We start from the raw sequence: 21,968 nt of genomic DNA on the forward strand, positions 1-21,968 counted from the left end.
GTAAAATAAAGCTCTAATCTTCGTTTTTATTACAATGAAAAGGTACATCTAGCAATGAAAGAGGCGTCAGTCATTATTGGGTTAACTAACCCTAAAAGCCCTACAAATGTTGGAGCAGTACTAAGAGCTGCAGGGTGTTATCAGGCGGATGCGGTTTTATATACAGGAACCCGATATGATAAAGCGGCAAAGTTTCAAACTGACACGAAACAAATGCAACAGACAATTCCTTTGACTGGGGTAGCATCAATGATTGATGATCTACCCGTAGATATGAAGATTGTGTGTGTCGATTTTGCAGAAGGCGCAACATTACTTCCTCATTTTACGCATCCAGAAAAAGCGATTTACATCTTTGGCCCTGAAGATGGTTCAATCGCACAAGATGTTGCAGACAAAGCCGATCATGTTGTTTATGTTCCTACTGTCGGGTGCATGAATTTAGCTGCCTCCGTCAATGTTGTGTTATATGATCGCCTAGCAAAGCAGGAGAATATTGTTCAAAGTGATGAACATATTCGCCAAAATAGAGATAATAAAAATAATCTGCGTGTAACGGCTAAATAACGTATAGCAAAAATAAAAACTTAATGGTACGCCCTATCTTAAGGGCTATCATTTAGCTTCTAGAGATTAACTATCACTTAACCCTCCCTTAAAAATATTTATATTTCTAACTATTAGTCTGCAGCGTATGCTTTTTAAAATTCTTATATGAAAAGAAAAAAGCATGAATATTTGTATAGATAACAATCGACATTTACGTAAGTTTTTCCATCAACATGCCTGTTACGAAGAAGCAATCATGTGTGACCTTCGTGAACGATTACCGCTCTTATTAACGTTACATAATGGTAAAATTAAATCGGTACCTCATGCTTTTTCTTCTAAATTGAGAGTCTTAGAATATAAGATTATTGTGAAACCTGATGTTGCATTTAGGGTTGCGTTTACAGTGAAAGATGAAGTACTGACAGTGATTTTTATTAGTGAAGTACTCATAAAAGCACATTTTTGTAAATTGATAGCGAAAACAGATTTACTTGATTAAGAGGTTGCTAATGTCAAAGTTACATATTTCTCAGGTTGAATCCGGTTGTGAACGTTTTTTAAAGTCGATGCAGGTTGGTGATGCATTTGAAGTACTGACTTTTAAAAAAGATCGTGGTTTTAAAGTATTGAAACAGTCATCAACAGATTATGTGTTTAAGCAGTTTGGCTACATTGAGCAGAATATTGTATCTGAGTCTAGTGCGTTGAAAAAACACATTAAAAAAGCTATTAAAATAGAGTTTCCGAGAAGTAATATTGCATGGATTGAGCATTTCCATGGGGTAAAGTCGATTGATGAATTAAGTAAAAACCAGCAAACACAATATCATTTATTTTAATCATAATGTGGTTTTTATTAATGGTGTAACAAAACATCTCAGCAGTAGAAAAATTGCATTTGAGTATAAATTTTCTGATTTGCTCTCAACCCCAACAGGCGATATAAATCTTTTTTTATCTCGATTGGAACGAATATGAATTACGACAAACTTATTGATGCTTTATTCACGCAAGGTTGGTTTGTCTGGGATGACTTTTTAGCTCAGGATGAGGTTAAAGCACTTAAAGCTTGCATTCCCGATGATTGGAGCCAAGCGGGAATTGGCCGAAAAGATGAATATACCACCCAAAAATCTATTCGAAGCGATAAAATTCAATGGCTCTCGGCTGAGATGGGAGAGCCTGTTGCCAATTTTTTAAAACAAATGAATGAAATTCGCCTAGAGGTGAATCGTCACTTTTTTCTTGGCTTATTTGAATATGAAGCACATTTTGCCAAATATGAGCACGGTGATTTCTATCAAAAGCATTTAGATTGTTTTCGTGGTCAAGAAAATCGTAAATTAACAACGGTATTTTACCTTAATGATGATTGGCTACCCGAACACGGTGGTCGTTTAAAAATGTATGATTTAGATGATAATGAATTAGCAACATTAGACCCAAAAGCGGGGCGTTTAGTTGTATTCTTATCTGAATTCTTCCCTCATGAAGTGTTGCCAGCAACACAACGTCGTTTTAGTATCGCTGGTTGGTTCCGAACTAATGGGGTTACAGGTAATCAATTAGATATCTCTCGTTAATTAATGATAAAAAAGGAGCTTTTTGCTCCTTTTTATCTTTTTAATATGTAATATATTTGAATTAAATATTAAATTAAACACGATGCTATTAATATTGATTATATCAATTATTGAAAATAGTAAGATATTTCAATCAGTAAGATAGTATTTCTTATATGATAAAAGCCTTAAAGGCTAAAGTTTTATAGAATAAGTTTCATATATTTATTTTCAAAATGCAATAAAACATAGAATTATTGCTTAAAAGCTAATACGTAATCTGATTTAAATCAAAATAGGCATGACAAATCTAGGCATCTATGTCTAGAAACTTTTTTTCAATTAAATGATACTGTATATTCAAATCATAAACTTTATAAATAAATCAAATTCAGAACAGCTAGGTTAGAGCATTTAATGGTTACTGAACTAAAAGCTTTAAAACGAAACCAATATGGTAAAGATTTTATCTGTAAAACCATGCAATCGGTATATGATAAATTAAAGCCAGATCATTTTTATATAGCCTATTTTAATAAAACTGGTACAAAAGCAACGTCATTAGCTTATTACGTCAATGGTAACAAAAAAGTCAGTAATATTAGCTATATGCTAGATGATATACCTTGTCGTAAAGTGTTAGAAAGCGGTGCAATATACTTGCTGAGCTCGCAAGCGTATCTTGTTTATCCTAAAGATAAATTACTGGTTGAGTATGGTTTTGAAGCATATTTAGGTATTCCTATTTTTTCAAAATATGATGATGTGATAGGTATCCTCGTTTGCTTGTTTGAACAACCCACTACTTTAACACCTTTACAATTTAATTGGTGTGAGGGTATTGGTCAACAATTAGGTTCAGAGCTTCATTACTTAGCATTACTAGCTGAGCAAAAGCTGTTGTTAAGTGAGATGGAGTCATCTCAACGTGTTGCTAAGTTGGGTAATTGGCAATGGGATGTACAGACAAACACATTTACTTGGAGTCAAGAAGTATACCATATTTATGAAGTCGATAAGCAGCTAACGCCAAATTTGAAATTAGTTCAGGAATACATCCATCCTGAAGATAGAGATCGTGTTATTCATTTTATGAATAATATAATAATATCATCACATTCAAGCTATAATATTATATATCGTTTATTATTGCCGAGTGGGAAAATTAAATATGTTAGAAATGAATCGAATATATTTAAAGATGATAATGGAAATACAAACCTAGTACGTGGCATTGTTCAAGATATAACTGAGTTTTATCATTTATCATCAGAGCTCTCTATAACATCAAATAAATTACATGTTACTTATAATGCAATTATAGAAGGTGTATGGGAGTATGATTTTTCAAATAATCAGACAATAACATCACCTAAAATATGGGAGCTTTTGCAAGTTGAAAGTGGTAAAGTTAATTCGCTTCATGATTGGATATCAATCATTCATAAAGATGAGCGAAGAGCTGCAATTAATGCTTTCAAAAAAATTAAAAAAAATAAGTGTCAGTTATTTAGTTTTGAATTTAGAACAAATCCTTCTTCAGTTAATAATGATAGCAATTTAACTGATCGTTGGTTTAAGTGTGAAGGTCGTGTTGTTGAAGTTGATGCTTTTGGTAAAAATGAAAAAATAGCTGGTGTGTTAACTGATATCACAGAATCAATATCAACTGTTCAGCAATTGAATTTAGCAAAAACTGTCTTTGATAATACTTCAGAGTGTATTGTTATTACTGATCACTGCAATAATATTGTTACGGTAAATAAGTCATTTGAGCAAGTGACAGGATATAAAAAAGAGGATGTGATCGGAAAAAATCCAAGCATATTAGCGTCTGGCATGCATGATAAACGGTTCTATGAAAACATGTGGCATAGTGTGGAAACGACAGGCCAATGGAAAGGACTGCTCTATAATCGCCGGGAAAATGGTCATGTTTATCCTGAAGAAATGACAATAAATAAAATTGAAGATGATAATCATGAAGTCGTTAACTATCTTGGTGTTTTTCATGACGTTAGCGTACGCCAACAAACAGAAAAAAAATTACGTTTTTATGCGAATAATGATGCGCTAACCACACTTATGAATCGCCGTTGTTTTAGTGAAATGGTAGAAAAAGAACTCGTATTTGTTAAAGACAACAAAGCAGACGATCGTTGTTATCAGGCGTTTTCCATTCTATTTATTGATCTTGATGACTTTAAAGCAATCAATGATTTATACGGTCACGCTGTAGGTGACAAACTTCTAAAATATATTGCTGAAACGTTATTAAAACATTGTAGTGATGACAGTTTAGTCTGTAGATATGGTGGTGATGAATTTGCTATTTTACTCAAAGGCTACTCATCTTCTGAAGCTAAAAAATATGCTGAAGATTTAATAGGCGTATTGCTTCAACCTATTTATATCGACACTATTAAATTGGATATTACAATTAGTATTGGTATTTCTTCATATCCAGAAAGTGGTTTTACACATCTAGATTTATTAAAGAATGCTGATTATGCAATGTATGAACAAAAGCGTAATGGGTGCAATGGTATTTCTATTTATGATGGAAAATTACAAGCGGAATATATACGTCAATTAAGATTGAAAGATCGTCTAATTAAAGCTATTTCAGAATATAAAATACAAGTTTATTATCAGCCAATTATTGACATTGAAACAGGTAAAATATGTAAGTTTGAAGCTCTTACGCGTTGGTTTGATGAAGAAGAAGGGTATATATCACCTGTTATTTTCGTTGAGATGGCAGAGAAATATGGCCTGATTGGTGATCTTGGGAAAATAGTTTTTGATAAAGCGTGTTGTGATCTTGCAGATATTCGTCAGCAGGGTTTTACTGATATTTGTATATCTATAAATCGTTCTGTTCGTGAGTTCTCAAGCTGTGATCAAAAATATATCTACGATGTTATTGAACGATATAACTTACCGTTTGATAAAATCATGATTGAAATAACCGAATCTGCAGCATTAGATGAAGGTAATAATATTTTGGAATTATTATCTGAATTTTCTCAAAAAGGGATATCTATTGCGATTGATGATTTTGGCACAGGTTATTCCTCAATGTCAGCTATTATCGCCAATAAACCAAATGTCATTAAAATTGATAGAAGTTTCATTATTGATATAGAACATAGTGTTGAAAGCCAAATTTTAGTTTCTCTCGTGATGGATATGAGCCGAAAGCTAAACCTAGATGTTGTTGCTGAAGGTGTTGAATCTGAAGCTCAAGTGCGTATTTTATCTAAAATGGGCTGCCACTATATTCAAGGTTTCTATTTTAGCCCTGCCGTTGAAATCAAACAGGTAATGAGATTACTTGAACAGAATGCAGCTTGTACGATCCCTACAGATGTTTAACTAACAAGCTACATGGATAATCATAGTCGTGCTATAAAGTAAGAATTATTCGTATTTTTCAGGTAGTACATGCAAACGATATTTTTTGATTTTGATGGCACACTCGTTGACTCTGAGCGCTTTCATGCTGTGAATTGGAGTCAGTATTTAGCTAGCTATGGCGTTGAACTAAATTTTGAGACGTTCATGTCTCAGTACGCTGGCGTAACTTGGCCTCAGATCGCAGAGCACTTTATCTATCAATACAATATACCGCTAACGGAAACGGTAATGATTGAAGAGATGGAAGCATTAACAGAGAAGATGATCGTTGAAAAAGGCATACCACCGATGCCTGGTGTGGATGAATTGCTCAAAACCTTATCGGGTAAAGTGCCGATGGCTGTCGTCACCGGAGCTCCAAAAGATTACGTGCAAGGTGTTTTAGCGCAACATGGCTGGTTAGCACTCTTTGAGCATGTATTCAGTGGATATGAAGTGGCAAATAATAAACCTGCGCCAGATGTATATTTACAGGCCTGTAAAACAATGCGTGTGCTGCCTGAAAAGGCGGTTGCAGTAGAAGATAGCCGTACTGGATTAATGTCAGCACTGAGTGCTAATACCTATGCGGTTTTTGTAAATAGTCATAATATAGAATTAACTGCTCAGGCTCAGCATTCGTTTACATCAATGAAAGAGGCAACACCTGCGTTGTTATCATTGCTTAAGGTTAATGATTAAACATATTGTTTAGCTTATTGGTCTAGGTTAGCTATTACCTAACGAGTTAAGTTAGAATATGTCAAATTTTAGATAGGCTGTTATAAATGGAAAACGAAGATATCATGACAGGCGATATGCTTGTTGAGACGGTTGAAAATCAACTTGCTGACGGTGAGCCGTTAGTTGTTAAAGAAACGCTAATGCGTCTTGTAATGACAGGTACACCACGAGATGAAGCAATTCAAATGATAGCGTGCGCATTATCCATTGAAGTTTTTGATGTTATGAAAAATGATGGTAAATTTGATCTCAAGCGTTATAGCGAAAACTTAGCAGCGCTTCCTGATATGCCTTGGGAAGATGATATTTAAATCATAATAAAACCGCATAATATCTTGTTGCTATAAAAAAGATTATGCGGTTTATTTATTTCAACCATTCATACCAGTATGAAACTCACATCGCTTTTATTTAATATCCGTTGATTGGTGTATTGTTGCTATGCGAGCCAAGGTTGCAAGTGAAATATTGTGTTCTTCTTCTGTTGCCGCTGTACAAGCATCTGCAATAATATGCACCTGATAATCTCTATCATGAGCATCTCTAGCCGCAGATTGAATCGCCCATGTTGTGCTTACCCCACAAAAATAAATATCAGTGATCTTATTTGCACTTAATACGCTATCTAACTGTGTGTTATGGAAAGGATTAACTCTTGGTTTAGTGATCACAATATCGTCTTTACTTATCAGTAAATTTTGATGAAATTGTGTTCCCCAATCGTTCAAGTTTAATGCATTGATAGATTGCGCTTTACCAAACATTGGCGAGTGTAGGGGGAGATCGAGATAATGATTATGAAAACCTACTTTGACATAAATACAAGGAATATGTTGGCTTTGTGCCCATAGAATTGAGCGGTTTGCATTTTCAATTGTATTATTATCAATAACTTGTTGAGCACAACTAGGTATTTTCCCGTTTAAATCAACGATATCATTTATAAAATCAATAACAACAAGTGCTTTATTCATACTAAACCTCGAAAAATTAAAACCATTCTAACATTACACAGTAAATCACAACTTAACGGATGAGTTATAGGGAGTAAAAGGCTTGATTGAAAATAGAGGTACAAAAAAGCTGTTATCATTTAACTTATTTTAGCTAAATACTAACAGCCCGTTTCAATGAATAAATTAAGCGTAAGCAAAAATAACACTACCGCCTTTGATAGTATCAATAATTTTCTTTGCAATTGCTTCAGGTAGGGCTGGACAACCCCAACTACGACCTAAATAGCCATTACGTTTAATAAACTTTTCAGAAACATATTTTGCACCATGAATAACAATATAGCGTTTTAGTGCGTTGTCATTTTTACCACGGGTTAAGCCATTTAGTTTAAGAGAATAACCATTACCACCTATATAAGTCGATTCGGTTAAAAATGTACCCAGTGACGTTTTGTGCGAATTTACTTGATTCGAAAACTTATCGGCTTTAAGCAAACCGCTATTCATGCCATGCGATACGTATGTTTTGTAAAGTAATTTGTTTTGTTTTAAATCAATCACATAAAATCTTTTTTGTGTTGATGGTTTACTATAATCAATGATTGTCAGTAATGACTTTTTTTTGCCTTTGGTTTTGTTATACGCAATAAAGGCTTGTTTAAATACGTCGTAGTTAATTTTGTTTTTAAGATGTGCTTTTTGGTAAACATAATCTACTACGATATCAGTATTCTTTCTTTCAGTATGAAGAGCATGTGCTGATGTTTGGAATGACAAAGAACACATGATCAAAATTATTAGACATATTGCTTTTTTCATTAAGTCAGTACTACCATCGAACAATGCTTACGTGGATGTTTTGCGGGCTAAACTTTAGCATAAAAATAACGAATTAATAGGTAGTGTGAATGTAATGCCATGCCTTAAGGGAATGCATTGAGCGATGTTTATTTCATAGAGGATTAAAGATAAACATTAAATAACAGTGAGTTATAAAAAAGAACAGCATTTAATTATATTTATAGATATCAATTTATCTGGGATGTGTAAATCACACGTTTAGTCGTTGATAGGCTACTAAGTAATTGTTTTAAGATATAAAAATATAATGGTGCTCACTAAAGTAAAAATAATTCTTTTTATTGGAAAAAATGAAATTGCGTTGAAAAATAACCACGTAAACGATCTTATTTATATAAAAGCCTATTTTCTAGATTTCAGTGACTAAAAAAGCAGGTAGCGAACTACCTGCTTGTAGGACTTTACTTAGACGTTGATTTAGATGTTACAAACTTTCGTCCAACTACCGTCACTTCCTGGTACTGATGATGTCCACCAGTTAGCTTTGTATACAGCACCATCATGGATGATTTCATCGCCGCTACCAGCATGAGTTGGCGTACCTTGCCAATCAGTCTGAGGCCAGTTAGGGTAAGTATTTAGGCCATCTGAATCACAGTTGCCATTATTACCACCCGTATCGCCGCCACCATTATTACCACCACCGGCATTTAAATCACCGATAGGTAGGTTTGGTTGCTCAAACTTAAACGCATACTCATTACCATCTACATTCACTGAGTAGTTAGCAGGGCCTGAGATTGGTAGGTAGTAAATAAAGTCTAGCTCGTAGCTTTCACCCGCTGGTAATGTTTTCCACTTAGGCAGAGTAAAGGCAACACGGTGCATTGTTCCGTCTAAGCCACCAATGTTATCACCACGAGTATGACCAGAAGAGATGACTTTCAGACCACCACCAGATTGATCTTTCGCGTTATCGGGTGCAGATACTGGAATATCAAACTGGAATTCAGTTCCACCCGGTAAATCAGTACCTGTGTTATTGGTAAAGGTTACGGTTGGGTTGATAGGGTAGTTTTGGTCACCAACTTTGAAGCCGCTAACGTTAACTGCAATATCAATTGCTTGAGTTGGGATTGCACCTGTTGCGATTGTATTACCATATGGAGTTGCTGACTTAAACTTATCGTAGATAGCTTTTGTCATCGCATTACCCATGTGGTACTCACCGTTACCAGAAGCACATGCCTTTTCAGTTGCGTCAATAGTGTTAGTACGCTTACCGTTTGCATCAAATAAGTAACAGTTGTAGTCGCCTGCAAGCTCCCAGAACATGATACCACCGATTTCTTTATCAATTACGTAGTCAGCTTTCACGCCAACCGATGCTTTATCCTCTGTAGAGATAAATACGCTCTTCTCTGCATTCCATAGCCATGGTGCAACAGCGACATCATCGTAATTACGGGTATACGAACCAACAAGTTTATCTTGTGGATCATTAACAGGATCTAAGCCATAAGCGGCTGTGTACGAACCGAAGATACCTTGCTCAAGGTTTTTCGCGTGCCACATTGGGTTAGAACCGGCACCCATTTCTTTACCATTTGGATCAAGATCGTGCCACATGTTGTCGATACCGATAGCACCGTAACCACAGTTGTTCTTCTCGCCTTCACCAGTACCAGCCTGACACTCAGACTGGTTAGGTAGTGCTGCACGACCCCATAGACCGTTATCCCCACCTTTAACATCTTGCCAACCACGGGTGTAGTATGGAACACCGATATTGATACGACCAGCAGGCATTGAACCACGGAAGTAGTGGTAAGCCCAGTCAGTATTAAGGTAACCAATACCACCGTATGCTGCAGTGCCGTATACGTTCCACTGTGCTAACTCTGAATCTTTACCTGTATCAAATAGCGCAGCATTATGACCAACGTGGTCGTTCCAAGCACCGTGTAAGTCGTAAGACATGATGTTTACATAATCTAAGTATTTCGTTACATCAAATGTTTCCATACCACGTAGTAGGTAACCAGATGATGGTGCTGCAATCGTTAGCATGTAGTGAATGCCATCTTCTGCTGAAGCAACATCCAGTTTTTCACGAAGTACTTTCATCAGTTCTTGGTAAGAAGCCCATAGGTATGGACGACGCGGTTCCATGAACTCTTTATCGTATGGATTACCTGCACCCGCCATAGACGTTGGGTATTCGTAATCAATATCAAGGCCATCGAACTTGTACTTACGTAACATTTCAACAGCAGATGTGGCGAATTTCTCAATGCCTGCATGGTTAATAGAACCATCAGCATTTGTTGTCATCGTGTAGAATCCACCATCAGCTGCACGACCACCATCTGTGCCGAAGTGGCCGCCTGTTTCAGCCCAGCCACCGATAGAGATTAATGTTTTAACATCGTGTTTCGCTTTTGCTGTTGCAAGTGCACCGAAGTGACCTTTAAAGCCAAGTGCTGGGTCGATTTCAACGCCATCCCATTCCATACCTACAGCGGCATTACTTGGATCTGATGTGTCACCGATATTAACTTTACCGTCTTCACCAATACTAACGAATGCGTAGTTAATGTGAGTTAGTTGTTCCCATGGAATATCGTTAACTAAGTAGCTACTTTGAGGATCATCGCCTGCACGCCAGCTAGTGAAGTAACCAATAACACGACGAGGGTGATCAACCCCCATCATTTCACGGCCATCTTCATCATAGATAGAACAGTAAGGCACATTTACGCCTTCAGTTTGGTATAAACCGTCAGGACGACAACCATTTGATACAACAGCGCCATTAACTGCAACAGAACTTACGGCAGAATCAGAAGTTTTGTTTTGGTCATCAGTTGCACGAGCAAAGATTTTTGCATTGCCAGCTTGAACCGTTGTGTATTCAAGAGCATAAGGGGCTGTAGCTGCGGTGCCAACCAGTGCGCCATTTACGTAGAAATCAACTTTTTCTACCGTGCCATCAGTATCTGCAGCATCAGCAGTAATGGTAATAACTTCACCTAATTCCACACTTGTCGCTGAAACAGCAACAGAAACGGTAGGCGCTTCGTTAACAGGTCCTTCAGGTGCAACATCGACGCTAACACTTGCTTGGCTACTTGCTGCATTTTTATCATCAAAAGCCATAACTGAAAGGCTATGTACGCCTTCTGTTGCGGTCCATGCAAACTCGTATGGTGCTGTTGTTGTTGAACCAACAACTTGTCCGTCGACTAGGAAGTCAACCTTAGCAATAGTACCGTCAGTGTCGGTTGCATTTGCTTTGATGAGAACAGTTTCACCGGTTGTGATAGCCGTTGTTGCTGTTGGTGCTGTAAGGCTTGCTGTAGGTGCTGCATTTTCTACTGGATCAACTGGTGGGTCGATAGGTGGCTCGCCACCAGAACAAAGATCGAGTTGAACCCATTGTGAATACGGACCGTTGTTGTCTTTCGGAGAATTATTCTGTGTCCAGTAATTTGCTTTATAAGCAACACCCGCTTGTTTAACTTGATCGCCGCCAGTATAAACGCTGTCACTTTTCCATTCTGTAAGGTCAGTACAATCAACAGCAGCTTGTGCGTTGAATGCAAATAAGCATGACATAGTTAGAGTACTAAGAGTGAAAATCCCTTTCCTCATCGTTCCATGTTTACCATTATCCATTAGGTATCCTTTTAGTTTCAGTAAAATAAGCAACACTCAGTTTGTCCGTTATTCTTTTGTGAATCTTTTTGAGTGCCGTAAAAAAACTATAATGCTGATAGCTAAATTTGCACGATGCGATGTACTGATCTTCAGACATGCTCTCGGAAAGGTGTAAAAAAAATGTAAATAAACTTGCTGTTATTGAATTAAAAGCAAGTCTTCAACAGTATTTAGGGCTTTTTTGTGGTCGGAGGAGTGCTGGTTAAATGCTTTTTTTGCGCAGTGTTTTTATAATGCAATATGTAGGATAGCCACAAGTTGTAAGCTATCCTATTGATTAGAAAAAGTTTTATAAATTACTTATTTGTTAATAGCAGATTTGAATTGTTCTTGCGTAGCCTTGTCTGCTTTTTTGTACCAGTAATTTAGCATCTTGGTTACGTAGGCTTGATCGACTTTTCCACTTTTTTCAACAGCTATTTGTTGTACTTGAGGTACAGAAACAGAAATTGCAGTGGTTAGAGCTGCTGGTGCGTTACTTAAATTATACTTAGCGATTTCTTGCTGAAAATTTCGTCCAATTTGCACGCCATTTTTGATTAATACATCCTGCTTAATGGCGATATCATTATTTTGTTTGTCTGTAATTACAACATTTGGCTGCTTGTTAAATGCTCTAGCTTCATATTGGCTATGAATTTTAGGTAGATTCAATGTGTAGTGTGCGTCTGTACCATCAAATGTGACGATCACAACTTCAGATTTGAATAGGTGAGTATCGCCGTTTTCACGGTAATTAGTTTCATAGCGAAAAGCGATTTGATTATCACCATCTTTTAATGACAGTGGGCCGTTACCTTGCGCTTTTGTACCATTAACAAGCACAAGATCAGCTGAGTCGGGTAGTGTAAGCGAAACGTTAGCAAAAGAAGAGAAGCTCACACCACAAACGGCTAAGGTTAAAAGTGCTGTACGTAATTTCATGTTAATTCCTTGTATTTGTTGATAGCTAAATGCGCTATTGGTATTTTCTTATTGTATTCTTTTATTAATACCAATGACAAATAATGTCTATTTGTAATTAAGCATATAGAAAGTGAGAAAATAAAAAGCCCAATGAGTTATGCTCATTGGGCTTTCATGACATTAGGCACTAATTAAAACTAACTTGATGATTACTTAACGTAACATGCAAAGCCTTTTAGGTAGAAACCTTCAGGATAGGCGCTATCTAATGGATGATCCGCCGCTTGGCTAAAACGCTCAATAAATTGAACATCACGCTTCGCATCAAGAGCGGCATCGGCAATGATTTTTTGGAATAAGCCGTTATCCATTAAACCTGAGCAAGAGTAAGTCAGTAACGTACCACCAGGTTTAAGAATTTGCATTGCTAACATATTGATATCTTTGTAACCACGGCATGCACCAACAAGCTGAGACTTAGATTCAGCAAACTTTGGTGGATCCATAATCACAACATCAAATAACTCGCCACGATCACGGTACTCACGTAGCAGTTTAAATACATCAGCATTTAAGAATTGCGCATTTTCAACAGGAAAGCCGTTGTCTTGTGCATTTTGTAATGCAGTATCAAGCGCGTGCTGAGAGACATCAACGTTAACCACTTCTTTAGCGCCGCCTTTCAGTGCATAAAGACCGAAACCACCGGTGTAGCAGAAACAGTTAAGGACACGTTTGCCGTTAACGTATTTAACCGAAGCTTCACGGCTGTCACGTTGGTCAAGATAGAAACCTGTTTTATGGCCACCGACGATATCAACGTTAATTTTAACGCCGTTTTCTTCAATCATTACAAATTTAGGTGGCTCTTCACCATGAAGAACGCCTGTACGTTGTTTCAAGCCTTCTTTTTTACGCACAGAAACATCAGAACGTTCGTAGATGCTGCATTCTGGGTAGCAGTGTTGAAGCGCTTCAATCAGCACATCACGTTGTGCTTCAGCACCAGCACTGAGTAACTGACAAACTAAAAAGTTTTGGTAACGGTCAATCGTAATGCCCGGTAGGCCATCAGATTCTGCTGCAATTAAACGATAACCTGTTAAGCCATCACGCTGAGCTAAAATATCGCGCAAACCTTGTGCTTGGTTTAGACGTTTAATAAAGAAGTTAACGTCGATATTTTCGTTTTTCTCAAAACTCCATACGCGAACGCGAATTTGTGATTGTGGTGAATAAGCGCCTTTTGCTAACCATTCGCCTTTGTTGTCGTAAATATCGACGGTTTCGCCTAAGCCTGGTTTACCTTCAATGCGATCAATACCGCGAGAGAAAACCCAAGGGTGGCGACGACGTAGTGATTTTTCGCGGCCTTTTACCAAATAAATAGAAGCTGTCATGAACATGCCCAGTATGGAATTCGAGTGGGGGCGTATTATCTTTCTCTAGGCATATAAAATCAAATGAAAAAGCCGCTATCTTATCGGATACAAACAAGATAGCGGCATAAAAGAGGACTTAAGCAATGGAACTGGTTATGAGGCTTTTAAACCACTCATTAAGTGTTCAAGGGTTTGTGCTTGCTGGCTCAGTTGTTCAATCTCATTACTAGATTCACTGATCATCTGTGCTATCTGACTGGATTGGGTGCGAACCTGTTCAACGCTGCTTGCGATATTTTCAGCAACAGCACCTTGTTGTTCTGCAGCTGCTGCAATCTCGGAACTACGATCAGATATCCCTTGGTTTCGTTCGTTAATTTGGCCAATTTCGCTATCAACAGAATCCATTAATTGTTCACTGTTAATGGCGTTATCAACGGTATTTTTCATAACAGCAATGAGCTGTTGGCTATTTTGTTGCAGTGATTCAATCATTTGCTGAATTTCAACAGTAGCACTTTGGGTACGCCCAGCAAGGGTACGTACTTCATCTGCAACAACGGCAAACCCACGCCCTTGTTCACCCGCACGTGCCGCTTCAATTGCTGCGTTTAGTGCAAGTAGGTTAGTTTGTTCTGAAATACCATTAATGGTTGTGACAACGTCATCAATTTTTGCCGCATTGCTATCTAACGCAGATACTGCTTGAGCGGCGGAATTAATTTCATTAGAAAGAATCGAAATGGCATTTTTTGTTTCGCTTACTTTTACACGACCATTTTCACTCACCGATTGTGCTTCTTGAGTTTGCAGTGATGTTTCGTGGGCGTGAGTAGCAACTTCACGAATTGAGCTTGCCATTTCTTCAGTCGCACTTGCGAGTGAATCTAAATGGCTTTGTTGAGATTGTGATAAATCACCACTGTTATCACTGCGACGATGTAAATCCACACTTATTTGTTGCATAAGCGCGACAGCTTGTTGCGTTGCGAGTACTAACTGTTGTTCACGTTCTGCGACTTTATCAATTGTGATAGCAATCAGGCTAAATTCATCTCGAACAGGAAAGAAATTTAATCGGTGGGTGAGATCCCCATCGGCTAAACTTTGTAGCGCTTTTTGCATATTAAACATCGCACCGCCAATGAAGGTCATGATGTAGTACACAGAAGCAAGAATAATAACCAATAAAATGCCAGTGACTATAAACTGAGTTGTTGATAAATAATCAAATAATCCAGTCTGTGTGACAGCTTGTAAACTATAATTTTGACCATTCACTAATACAGAATCTGATGATGAATTTGTCACTTTTATTGCGCTATTTTGCAGTAAAATGGCAGCATCAGTAGAAGAAATATTTTGTTGTTGGAGGATGTTAGCGGTCAGCTTTAGTTGTTGCTGTGTTATTTCTAAGCGTTGTTGAGAGGCGGCATCAACTAAAATAGCACTAACAAAGATAATAGCGGCAAACGGAAGAAGAAAAAGTAAGTAAAATTTTTCTGTAATTTTTAAATGTATAAGGTATTTATCGATCCATCGAAAAGCGACTTCTTTCATACTTACATCCTAATGAGCATAGATAAGTGGTTGCGAGATAACATTGATGGTGTAACTACATATACATCGACAAAATTACTTAGAACTTGAGGTGATGAATGTCACAGTTATGTATAAGAGCGAATATTACAGGTCGTGTGCAAGGGGTGGGTTTTCGTTTTCACACTGCTCATGAAGGGTTGAAATACAGTTTAAAAGGCTATGCGAAAAACCTACCTGATGGCAGTGTGGAAATTTTAGCTTGTGGTGAAAAAGAAAATATAGATGCGTTATTACTTTGGTTAGGGAGCGGGGTAAAGCTAGCTGATGTTAAGTCAATAACAACGGAAGAGTTGGAATGGCGGCATGTTGATGGATTTACGATTAAGTAGACATTGTTGTCAATAACAGAGGGTCACAAAATAGCAAGTCAATGCGTATCCTGTGACCACAGAGGGTTAGTAACAGTAGTGAATTAAATGCATTTTACTGGTTTCGGTAATCCGGCTAATTTTGTTGCTTGTTTTGCTGGTCCTTTAGGGAATAGGCGATAAAGATAACGAGAATTTCCTTTTTCTTCGCCGTATTTTTTCGCCATTGCTTTAACCAACATACGGACAGCCGGTGATGTATTAAATTCTAAATAAAATTCGCGTACAAAATGGATCACTTCCCAGTGCGCAGCAGAAAGATCAATCCCTTCTTCTTCTGCAAGTAAAGGGACAAGTTCTTCACACCAGTCACTAACATTTTTCAGATAGCCTTGTGCATCTGTTTCGATTTCTTTTTTATTAAATTCAAGCATGGTGAGCCTCGGTATTCATTACGGCTCAAAGCATAGTGAGTGTGGTACGGCGCTGCAAGTAAAACTGTTCACTATGTTCATGTATTTGACTATTTCTGATATAAAAATGCCCGCAAGATAGCGGGCATTTAGTATTAAGAATAGCGGTTGCTATTAGTTATTATCGCTGTTGATAACACCAAGAATTTGCAACAAACTTAGGAACAGGTTGTAGATAGAAACGTACAACGTTACTGTCGCTGAAATGTAGTTTGTTTCACCACCACGAACAATTGACTGTGTAGTCAATAGAATTGCAGCTGATGAGAACAGAACAAACATACCGCTAATAGCAAGTGACAGCATTGGCATCTTCAAGAAGATATTAGCAACCACTGCAACAAGAATTGCGATAAAGCCTGCCATTAACATACCGTTTAAGAACGATAGGTCACGTTTAGTTGTTAGTGCGTAAGCTGAACAGCCAAGGAAAGTTACTGCTGTACCACCTAGGGCAGTCATTACAACATCGCCCATACCCGCGCCAACATACATGTTTAGAATTGGACCTAAGGTATAACCCATAAATCCAGTCAGTGCGAAGACGAAAACTAAGCCTAAGCTGCTATCTCGGTTACGTTCGGTTAAGAAAATTAAACCATAGAAACCTACAAGTAATACAATCCAGTGTACAGGCGGTACATTCATTGCCATCGCTACACCTGCAATACCTGCAGAAAATAACAAAGTTAACGAAAGTAGGAAGTAGGTGTTACGTAGAACCTTGTTGGTAGATAGTAAGCCTTCGTAACCGCCGTCACGATTAACTATACGATCGTTCATAAAAATCCCCTTAGGGTAGTTATATTGAGACTATTAATTTATATATGAGGCTAAATTACCATAAAAGCAAGTTTAACTAAGCACTCAACATTAAAATATTTGTACTGAAGCACGTTATCATCACTTAGCTCGTATATTACTTAACCGCGGCGATGAAAATCAGACAAATGTGTAAGTAAATGTTTCAAGGTAACTATGGTTAGCGCTACTAATCACTTGTTTTCTTTGAAACATTTAAATTATACGAATTAATGTAATATTTGGCTTAAGAACAGTTGAGTACGATCAGATTTTGGATTATCAAAGAAATCATGTGGATTATTTTCTTCAATGATTTCACCTTGATCCATGAATATAACCCGATCAGCAACTTGTCGTGCAAACCCCATTTCGTGAGTCACACAAAGCATCGTCATGCCTTCATTTGCCAATTCAACCATAACATCAAGCACTTCTCTAACCATTTCAGGATCGAGTGCTGATGTAGGCTCATCAAAAAGCATAACTTGCGGATTCATACAAAGTGAACGGGCGATAGCAACACGTTGTTGCTGGCCACCAGAAAGTTGTCCTGGGAATTTATTTGCTTGATCGGTAATTTGAACGCGCTCAAGGTACTTCATCGCTAGGGCTTCTGCTTCTTTCTTTGGCATTTTCTTCACCCAAATAGGAGCAAGGGTACAATTTTCTAATACCGTTAGGTGAGGGAAGAGGTTGAAGTGCTGGAAACACATGCCGACTTCTTTACGTACTAATTCGATATTTTTCAAATCATCAGTTAGCTCTGTACCGCCAACAATAATTTGTCCTTTTTGGTGTTCTTCTAAGCTGTTAATACATCTGATCATGGTTGATTTACCTGATCCTGAAGGACCACAAATCACGATCTTCTCGCCTTTCTTTACTTGTAAGTTAATATTTTTCAGAACATGGAATTGACCATACCACTTATTCACATCAGTTAGCTGGATCATAAGATCAGAGCTGGTGTTATCCGTGTTAGGTTTTGAAGTACTACTCGTCATAATGCTGTCCTTGCTAACGTTTGTGCCCAGTGTGTAATTTGTTTTCTAAATAAATACTGTAACGTGACATCCCAAAACAGAAAATCCAGAAGACTAAAGCAACGAAGACATAGCTTTCAGTTGCAAAGCCTAACCATTCAGGATCGCTGGTGGCTGCTTGCCCTATACCTAATACATCAAACATACCGATAATGAGGACTAAGCTGGTATCTTTAAACAAGCCGATAAACGTATTTACGATAGAGGGAATGGTAATCTTTAACGCTTGAGGTAAAACGATAAGGTACATCTTCTTCCAATACGTTAAACCTAATGCATCCGCTGCTTCATATTGCCCTTTAGGGATTGCTTGTAAGCCTCCACGAATAACCTCTGCCATATAAGCGGCACTAAACATCACCACACCAATAAGTGCGCGGAATAATTTATTGGTTTCCATTTCGGCGGAAAGGAAAAGAGGGAGCATCACCGATGCCATAAAGAGTACGGTGATCAGTGGAACACCACGCCATAACTCAATATAAACCGTACAGATACTACGAATTATAGGCATTTCTGAACGTCGCCCTAAGGCGAGTACGACGCCGATGGGTAAAGAAACCACAATACCAACAATCGCAATTACTAAGGTAATTAATAGACCGCCCCATAAGTGCGTTTCAACAATCGGTAAACCAAATACGCCACCATAAAGCAGGAAGCCGGCAAGGAATGGATAAATGTTGACGAAAAATAGCCATATCCATCCACGATAAGGTGTTTTTTCGTAAGCTAATAGTCCAATGAACAGGGCTAATGTTGCGTAAAAAAGTTTAGGTCGCCACAGCTCCTCTGTTGGATAAAAGCCAAACATAAACTGATCAAAACGGACGTTAATAAATGTCCAGCATGCACCACTACTGGTACATGCATCACGGCTATCACCTGCCCAGTCAGCATTAATAAATGCCCATTCAACGATGTACCAAATGCCTAAAATAGCAAAATAGCCTAAGAGAAATGTCGCGATACTATTGGTCAAAGAGGAAAATAAGTTGGTACGTAACCAGCCTATAATCCCGACGGTATTAGCTGGTGGCGGTAGATCGGGTTGAAATTGATGTTTATTCATAGTGATTACCTCTCTACCAACGCGACTTTCTTGTTATAGATATTCATCACCAAAGAGGTGAATAGGCTTAATGTGAGATAGACAGCCATAGTCATTGCTATGATTTCAATAGCTTGACCTGTTTGGTTTAAGGTTGTTCCTGCAAAGACAGAAATAAGATCGGGATAGCCAATGGCCATCGCAAGCGATGAGTTTTTGGTTAAATTTAAATATTGGCTGGTGAGCGGCGGAATAATAATACGCAGTGCTTGCGGTACAACGACAAGGCGTAAGGTTTTATTTCTCGATAACCCTAATGCTTCAGCAGCTTCGGTTTGACCATGACTAACAGCATTGATACCTGAACGAACAATTTCAGCAATAAATGAAGCGGTATAGATGCTTAGTGCCAGTAAAAGGGCTGCAAGTTCAGGAAGGATGGTTATTCCACCTTTAAAGTTAAAACCTTTAAGTTCTGGATATTCCAAATCAATGGGCATACCTGTGACAAAAAAGGCGATTAACGGCAAGCCTAAAACTAATCCTGTTACGGTTAATAGTACGGGAAGTTGTTGACCTGTTTGTTGTTGTTTTTTCTTAGCATATTGATAAAAGAACAAAGAAATAACAACAGCAATGGCTAAACACCATCCAACAATTTCAGAGCCCGAGCCATAGATAGGGCTAGGAATAGATAGTCCGCGAATATTTAAAAATATAGCTTCGCCTAAGCTGATACTTTGTCGAGGAGAGGGAAGTGCCTGGAGTACTGCAAAGTACCAAAAAAAGATTTGCAGTAATAAAGGAATATTACGAAAGACTTCAATATAAACAGCAGCTAAACGGCTGATTAACCAATTTGAAGAGAGTCGAGCAATGCCCATGATAAAGCCAATAATTGTGGCAAGGATAATACCTAATCCTGCAACTAACGCAGTATTTAGTAATCCAATAACAAAGGTTCGCCCATAAGTGTAAGTTTCATCGTAATCAATCAGTGTTAAGCCAATACCAAATCCTGCTTCTTGGTTAAGAAAGTCAAATCCTGTCGAGATACCTCGTGATTCTAAATTGGTAAGGGCATTATTTACGATGGAGTAAAAAAAGAACACTAGCCCAATAACAGCAATAAGTTGAAAAATAACCGCTCTGAAAGTTGGGTTATAAAAAATGTTCTGTTTGGACTTTGGATTCGATACATCCGATGTATGTGGTGTAGGAGCCATACAACAACCTCAGTTCCTATTGAGATGTAAAAGTAGGGACCCGTTGCCGAATCCCTATATAGTGCTACGTTGTACTATGTTTCTTTCAATAAATATCTATGCGTGTGATTAACGAATTGGTGGTGCGTATTGGATACCACCGTTCGTCCAAAGCGCGTTTAAACCACGTTTAATTTTAAGTGGTGAGCCTTCACCGACAGTACGCTCAAAGCTCTCACCGTAGTTACCTACTTGTTTGATAATCTGGTAGCCCCAATCATCTTTAAGTCCTAAGCCTTTACCTTTTGGTCCATCTAAACCAATAAGACGACGGATATTTGGATCTTTTGATTCTTTCGCTAATTTATCAATGTTAGCAGAAGTTACATTGAATTCTTCAGCATTGATCATAGTGAAGAGCGTCCAGCGAACGACGTTGAACCATTGGTCATCACCTTGACGGACTACAGGGCCTAAAGGCTCTTTAGAAATAATTTCTGGTAGTACAACAGCTGAATTAGGATCTTTTAAGTTTAAACGCAGAGCATATAGACCAGATTGATCCGTTGTTAATACGTCACAACGACCAGAATCAAAGCCTTTAGATGTTTGAGGTGCTGTATCAAATACAACTGGCTTATAAGTCATACCATTAACACGGAAGTAATCAGCAAGGTTTAGCTCCGTAGTCGTTCCTGATTGGACACAAACTGCCGCACCATCTAATTCTTTAGCGCTTTTTATGCCCATGTCTTTTTTAACCATAAAGCCTTGACCGTCGTAATAGTTAATACCGGTAAAGTTGAGGCCTAAAGAGGTATCACGGTGGAGTGTCCATGTAGTATTTCGCGATAAAACATCAATTTCACCAGACTGTAGTGCAGTGAAACGCTCTTTTGCTGTCAGTGGGATGTATTTAACTTTCGATTTATCGCCAATAGTTGCTGCCGCAATAGCTTGACAGAATTCTACATCAAGGCCTTCCCATTGACCTTTTGCATTAGGGTTTGAAAAGCCAGGTAGACCAGCACTTACGCCACATTGGACATAACCTTGTTTCATCACTTTGTCTAACGTAGTTTCAGCATTGGCGTTTGCAGCAAAAAGGGCAGTTGAAGAGGCTAACGCCGCAAATACCACTGATAATTTATTAGCCATTTGTACCTTCCTTTGTTGGTCTTGATGTGAAATTAAAAATAGATCGTTAATAATTTTAACAACATGTTAACAGTTGTTAATTATAGGAAGAGAAAATAAAAGGTCTAGTGAACGAAAAGATATAGATCACGAAAAGCTAACAAGATGAAAATTAGAATAAAATAATAATCATTACCATATGTGACTAATTATTCATGCTGGGTGCTTTGAATAGTGTGAGGTTAGGGATTGAAAATAATGAGTATATTGGCGTGATTATTGCGCCGTGGCCTTATTTAAACGGGTGTTTTAAGTTGGTGAAC

At 37.9% G+C, this 21,968-nt stretch carries 20 protein-coding genes; 8 read left to right on the forward strand and 12 right to left on the reverse strand.

All coding sequences use genetic code 11. The features are described from left to right. Positions 1 to 54: 54 nt before the first annotated feature. The 7 genes from C9J42_RS04145 to C9J42_RS04175 all read left to right on the forward strand — a co-directional run bounded on the left by C9J42_RS04145 (position 55) and on the right by C9J42_RS04175 (position 6,568). On the forward strand, positions 55 to 567 hold the full coding sequence (locus tag C9J42_RS04145; protein WP_107206353.1) for an RNA methyltransferase: 513 nt from the start codon (positions 55 to 57) through the stop codon (positions 565 to 567). Positions 568 to 730: 163 nt separating this feature from the next. Then, a complete protein-coding gene (locus C9J42_RS04150) occupies positions 731 to 1,051 on the forward strand; it encodes a hypothetical protein (RefSeq protein ID WP_107246900.1) in 321 nt (106 codons plus the stop codon). A 10-nt stretch (positions 1,052 to 1,061) separates the two neighbouring features. Further along, positions 1,062 to 1,391, forward strand: a complete 330-nt coding sequence (locus tag C9J42_RS04155) for a hypothetical protein (RefSeq protein WP_107206355.1) — start codon at positions 1,062 to 1,064, stop codon at positions 1,389 to 1,391. A gap of 135 nt (positions 1,392 to 1,526) precedes the next feature. Next, positions 1,527 to 2,135, forward strand: a complete 609-nt coding sequence (locus C9J42_RS04160) for a 2OG-Fe(II) oxygenase (RefSeq protein ID WP_107206356.1) — start codon at positions 1,527 to 1,529, stop codon at positions 2,133 to 2,135. 396 nt (positions 2,136 to 2,531) lie between these two features. Then, complete coding sequence (locus C9J42_RS04165; protein WP_107301681.1) at positions 2,532 to 5,492, forward strand: EAL domain-containing protein; 2,961 nt, start codon at positions 2,532 to 2,534, stop codon at positions 5,490 to 5,492. Between the two features lie 69 nt (positions 5,493 to 5,561). Beyond that, entirely contained in the window at positions 5,562 to 6,215 is a 654-nt protein-coding gene (locus C9J42_RS04170; protein WP_107246903.1) for an HAD family phosphatase, read from the forward strand. Positions 6,216 to 6,301: 86 nt separating this feature from the next. Further along, on the forward strand, positions 6,302 to 6,568 hold the full coding sequence (locus C9J42_RS04175; protein WP_107206359.1) for a hypothetical protein: 267 nt from the start codon (positions 6,302 to 6,304) through the stop codon (positions 6,566 to 6,568). Between the two features lie 96 nt (positions 6,569 to 6,664). On the opposite strand, the gene C9J42_RS04180 is transcribed toward C9J42_RS04175, so the two are convergent. From C9J42_RS04180 to C9J42_RS04205, 6 genes are all read right to left on the reverse strand, one after another. Then, a complete protein-coding gene (locus tag C9J42_RS04180) occupies positions 6,665 to 7,231 on the reverse strand; it encodes an isochorismatase family cysteine hydrolase (protein ID WP_107246904.1) in 567 nt (188 codons plus the stop codon). A 165-nt stretch (positions 7,232 to 7,396) separates the two neighbouring features. Next, positions 7,397 to 8,032 (reverse strand): murein L,D-transpeptidase catalytic domain family protein, encoded by a 636-nt coding sequence (locus C9J42_RS04185; protein WP_199187088.1) that lies wholly within the window; start codon positions 8,030 to 8,032, stop codon positions 7,397 to 7,399. 459 nt (positions 8,033 to 8,491) lie between these two features. Beyond that, entirely contained in the window at positions 8,492 to 11,692 is a 3,201-nt protein-coding gene (locus C9J42_RS04190) for a glycosyl hydrolase family 18 protein (RefSeq protein ID WP_107206362.1), read from the reverse strand. 342 nt (positions 11,693 to 12,034) lie between these two features. Further along, positions 12,035 to 12,658 (reverse strand): DUF2057 domain-containing protein, encoded by a 624-nt coding sequence (locus tag C9J42_RS04195; protein ID WP_107206363.1) that lies wholly within the window; start codon positions 12,656 to 12,658, stop codon positions 12,035 to 12,037. 191 nt (positions 12,659 to 12,849) lie between these two features. Beyond that, positions 12,850 to 14,040 carry a class I SAM-dependent methyltransferase gene (locus C9J42_RS04200; RefSeq protein WP_107206476.1) on the reverse strand — a complete coding sequence of 397 codons (1,191 nt, stop codon included), beginning with the start codon at positions 14,038 to 14,040 and terminating at the stop codon, positions 12,850 to 12,852. A gap of 135 nt (positions 14,041 to 14,175) precedes the next feature. Next, positions 14,176 to 15,582, reverse strand: a complete 1,407-nt coding sequence (locus C9J42_RS04205) for a methyl-accepting chemotaxis protein (RefSeq protein ID WP_107206364.1) — start codon at positions 15,580 to 15,582, stop codon at positions 14,176 to 14,178. A gap of 98 nt (positions 15,583 to 15,680) precedes the next feature. Here C9J42_RS04205 and yccX point away from each other — a divergent pair, with 98 nt between their 5' ends. After that, positions 15,681 to 15,953, forward strand: coding sequence for an acylphosphatase (gene yccX, locus C9J42_RS04210; protein WP_107206365.1), 273 nt, complete (start codon positions 15,681 to 15,683; stop codon positions 15,951 to 15,953). Positions 15,954 to 16,036: 83 nt separating this feature from the next. Here yccX and tusE read toward each other — a convergent pair whose 3' ends face one another. From tusE to C9J42_RS04240, 6 genes are all read right to left on the reverse strand, one after another. After that, positions 16,037 to 16,366 carry a sulfurtransferase TusE gene (tusE, locus tag C9J42_RS04215; RefSeq protein WP_005368340.1) on the reverse strand — a complete coding sequence of 110 codons (330 nt, stop codon included), beginning with the start codon at positions 16,364 to 16,366 and terminating at the stop codon, positions 16,037 to 16,039. A 153-nt stretch (positions 16,367 to 16,519) separates the two neighbouring features. Continuing rightward, positions 16,520 to 17,188, reverse strand: coding sequence for a Bax inhibitor-1/YccA family protein (locus C9J42_RS04220; RefSeq protein ID WP_005368338.1), 669 nt, complete (start codon positions 17,186 to 17,188; stop codon positions 16,520 to 16,522). Between the two features lie 248 nt (positions 17,189 to 17,436). Beyond that, on the reverse strand, positions 17,437 to 18,213 hold the full coding sequence (locus tag C9J42_RS04225; protein WP_369917481.1) for an amino acid ABC transporter ATP-binding protein: 777 nt from the start codon (positions 18,211 to 18,213) through the stop codon (positions 17,437 to 17,439). 13 nt (positions 18,214 to 18,226) lie between these two features. Then, the gene (locus C9J42_RS04230) at positions 18,227 to 19,324 is read right to left on the reverse strand and encodes an amino acid ABC transporter permease (protein ID WP_107301682.1); all 1,098 of its coding nucleotides are present in this window, start codon (positions 19,322 to 19,324) and stop codon (positions 18,227 to 18,229) included. Between the two features lie 5 nt (positions 19,325 to 19,329). Further along, positions 19,330 to 20,529, reverse strand: a complete 1,200-nt coding sequence (locus tag C9J42_RS04235) for an amino acid ABC transporter permease (protein ID WP_107206367.1) — start codon at positions 20,527 to 20,529, stop codon at positions 19,330 to 19,332. A gap of 108 nt (positions 20,530 to 20,637) precedes the next feature. Continuing rightward, the gene (locus C9J42_RS04240) at positions 20,638 to 21,666 is read right to left on the reverse strand and encodes an amino acid ABC transporter substrate-binding protein (RefSeq protein WP_107206368.1); all 1,029 of its coding nucleotides are present in this window, start codon (positions 21,664 to 21,666) and stop codon (positions 20,638 to 20,640) included. Between the last annotated feature and the right edge of the window lie 302 nt (positions 21,667 to 21,968).

It is taken from the genome of Photobacterium sp. GB-56 (assembly GCF_003026105.1).
Taxonomy (GTDB): Bacteria; Pseudomonadota; Gammaproteobacteria; order Enterobacterales; family Vibrionaceae; genus Photobacterium.

Bases quoted from the DNA above. Each gene is read 5' to 3' on its own strand.
- C9J42_RS04225 (WP_369917481.1), bottom strand. From the start codon at position 18,213: ATGACGAGTAGTACTTCAAAACCTAACACGGATAACACCAGCTCTGAT.
- C9J42_RS04205 (WP_107206364.1), bottom strand. From the start codon at position 15,582: ATGAAAGAAGTCGCTTTTCGATGGATCGATAAATACCTTATACATTTA.
- C9J42_RS04145 (WP_107206353.1), top strand. From the start codon at position 55: ATGAAAGAGGCGTCAGTCATTATTGGGTTAACTAACCCTAAAAGCCCT.
- C9J42_RS04155 (WP_107206355.1), top strand. From the start codon at position 1,062: ATGTCAAAGTTACATATTTCTCAGGTTGAATCCGGTTGTGAACGTTTT.
- tusE (WP_005368340.1), bottom strand. From the start codon at position 16,366: ATGCTTGAATTTAATAAAAAAGAAATCGAAACAGATGCACAAGGCTAT.
- C9J42_RS04175 (WP_107206359.1), top strand. From the start codon at position 6,302: ATGGAAAACGAAGATATCATGACAGGCGATATGCTTGTTGAGACGGTT.
- C9J42_RS04230 (WP_107301682.1), bottom strand. From the start codon at position 19,324: ATGAATAAACATCAATTTCAACCCGATCTACCGCCACCAGCTAATACC.
- C9J42_RS04165 (WP_107301681.1), top strand. From the start codon at position 2,532: ATGGTTACTGAACTAAAAGCTTTAAAACGAAACCAATATGGTAAAGAT.
- C9J42_RS04195 (WP_107206363.1), bottom strand. From the start codon at position 12,658: ATGAAATTACGTACAGCACTTTTAACCTTAGCCGTTTGTGGTGTGAGC.
- C9J42_RS04200 (WP_107206476.1), bottom strand. From the start codon at position 14,040: ATGACAGCTTCTATTTATTTGGTAAAAGGCCGCGAAAAATCACTACGT.
- C9J42_RS04160 (WP_107206356.1), top strand. From the start codon at position 1,527: ATGAATTACGACAAACTTATTGATGCTTTATTCACGCAAGGTTGGTTT.
- C9J42_RS04220 (WP_005368338.1), bottom strand. From the start codon at position 17,188: ATGAACGATCGTATAGTTAATCGTGACGGCGGTTACGAAGGCTTACTA.
- C9J42_RS04180 (WP_107246904.1), bottom strand. From the start codon at position 7,231: ATGAATAAAGCACTTGTTGTTATTGATTTTATAAATGATATCGTTGAT.
- C9J42_RS04190 (WP_107206362.1), bottom strand. From the start codon at position 11,692: ATGGATAATGGTAAACATGGAACGATGAGGAAAGGGATTTTCACTCTT.
- C9J42_RS04240 (WP_107206368.1), bottom strand. From the start codon at position 21,666: ATGGCTAATAAATTATCAGTGGTATTTGCGGCGTTAGCCTCTTCAACT.
- C9J42_RS04185 (WP_199187088.1), bottom strand. From the start codon at position 8,032: ATGAAAAAAGCAATATGTCTAATAATTTTGATCATGTGTTCTTTGTCA.
- C9J42_RS04170 (WP_107246903.1), top strand. From the start codon at position 5,562: ATGCAAACGATATTTTTTGATTTTGATGGCACACTCGTTGACTCTGAG.
- C9J42_RS04150 (WP_107246900.1), top strand. From the start codon at position 731: ATGAATATTTGTATAGATAACAATCGACATTTACGTAAGTTTTTCCAT.
- C9J42_RS04235 (WP_107206367.1), bottom strand. From the start codon at position 20,529: ATGGCTCCTACACCACATACATCGGATGTATCGAATCCAAAGTCCAAA.
- yccX (WP_107206365.1), top strand. From the start codon at position 15,681: ATGTCACAGTTATGTATAAGAGCGAATATTACAGGTCGTGTGCAAGGG.